The organism is Acinetobacter sp. NPDC052428 (genome assembly GCF_044547685.1).
Lineage (GTDB): Bacteria > Pseudomonadota > Gammaproteobacteria > Pseudomonadales > Moraxellaceae > Acinetobacter > Acinetobacter lwoffii_G.
The window spans coordinates 1-1,761 of record NZ_JBIUAT010000071.1; the positions used below are offsets into that span (position 1 = coordinate 1).

Consider the following 1,761-nt stretch of genomic DNA (forward strand, 5'->3'; position numbering starts at 1 on the left):
GAAAAAGTCACGAAAATGCTTTTCCAGCTCATTGGTGACCACGTACTCATCCAGCTCCTGGTAAACCGTGGCATTATCATCCTGATCTGCCTTGACCACCCCGTTAATTGCACGATCTAATGGCTTGTAAAAAAGTTCTTTAATGTTCATCTCAATCCATTCCCCCGAATTTTTATGGCTATTTGTCGTGCTTATGGCACTAATCTGAAGGCTCTGTAGTAATTATTGCTTGGAATTTTTCCAAATAAACTCATGGCCTGACCGTCGTAATACCCCGGATAAAACAATACGACTGGTTTATGCCCCAGCAAGGAATGCAAACTGTTTAACAAATGATGTGCACGTAATAGTGGCCAAACCGACCCCACCCCGGTCATCAACACTATATCTTGCTCATTGGTGGCATATTTGCTCACCAGATACGGCGCAAACTTATCCATATGCAGTGGACCTTTCAGAGCCTTGAGCAGTGCCTCATCGCCTTTGGCTTTTTGCATTTGGATCGCTTTATCAATGAAATTGCGCTCAGCCAGGTAATCCACCACTGCTTGTAGCAGATTAATATTCACCACCTTCAGCTGACTGTGTTTTTTCTCCAGCATCCCTTCCAGAAAATGAAGATATTCGCGGACTTTCAGCTCATCTTCAGGTGCATAATCAAAAATCCAGAAGCCAATTTCATTACCCAATCCTTGTCCAGTGAGAAACTCAGTGGAAAGAATTCGCTCTGGAATCTGGTTCAGACGCTCATGTATTGTTTGACTCATTGCTGCCCCTCTACAACTAACGCGTCCATACCGACACTTCCATAGATCTTTTAATGCGTTGTTTATAATGTACTTCCAACAGGCTACGCAGCTCTGCTCTGACGATCACGCGCTGCAACTCCAGCTTACGGGTACTTTTTAAGTAACCGGCTTCTGCCAGCATGCGAAACACCACCTGCCCCATTTTTTTCTTGCTGGACTCTTTCCAATCACAGATATCCGGATCGCGTTGTGAGCGTTCATCCAAAAAATCTGACCAGATATAACTGTCCAAGTATTGCGCCTGAGAGATATAGGCATCCCTCATCACCGTTTCCATAAACTCAAGCAGCAACAGGTTGCGTTCCAGTGCGCTACAAAAAGCCACCTGGGTCGCCAGCTCATCATCCCCATCACGTAGTGCTTTCCAGAAATCAGGCTCTAAGCGCTCCAGACGCTTACGAATGGCAGTGGCATTGCGTTGTGCTGAAGCCATGGTTCTTTTTTGCAAAACATTTTCAACCTGAATCGCCTGGTGCCACTGCTCTGTAGTCGCTTCTCGCAATAACAGATCCGCGATCAGCCGACTTTCACGCACCATCAGGGAACCGCCAATCAGGTCACTGTCATAATGAAATTGTTCTAACATAGCCAATCTCCTATGAGGCCTGATCAAACAGGTAAGACGACAGCTTTTCGATATCTGAACCTTGTAACACTAAGGTATATTTCAAGGCATCTTCCGCCTCAGCCAGCGTGATCGCGGCCTGATATCGCTGCAAGGTATAGTGAGCCAGGGCTTTTTTCACCGGAATCTGTAATCTGCCATCAGGCATGCCGAAGTCTTTTTCGACCAGCGCTTTTTGAGCTTCATTCAATTTTGGATTAGGGATCAGCGTCAGTACAATTTCTTCATTCCATTGCTGATCCTGAGCAGGGTCTACTGACTCAATCGCCACCACAACAGGTGTGCGATCAATTCTGGAGAGTAAAAAGTCCTTAAACTGCTTGCTCT

General features: G+C 45.9%; 2 protein-coding genes and 1 pseudogene. All 3 read right to left on the minus strand.

From position 1 onward, the window contains the following. Window positions 1–191: 191 nt before the first annotated feature. Window positions 192–767: a DUF1788 domain-containing protein gene (locus ACIG3F_RS16045; RefSeq protein WP_004758930.1), complete on the minus strand. Its 576-nt coding sequence runs from the start codon at window positions 765–767 to the stop codon at window positions 192–194. A gap of 16 nt (window positions 768–783) precedes the next feature. After that, entirely contained in the window at window positions 784–1,395 is a 612-nt protein-coding gene (locus tag ACIG3F_RS16050) for a DUF1819 family protein (RefSeq protein WP_396470540.1), read from the minus strand. Window positions 1,396–1,405: 10 nt separating this feature from the next. Beyond that, window positions 1,406–1,761 (minus strand): annotated as a pseudogene (locus ACIG3F_RS16055) (WYL domain-containing protein); the annotation flags it as partial.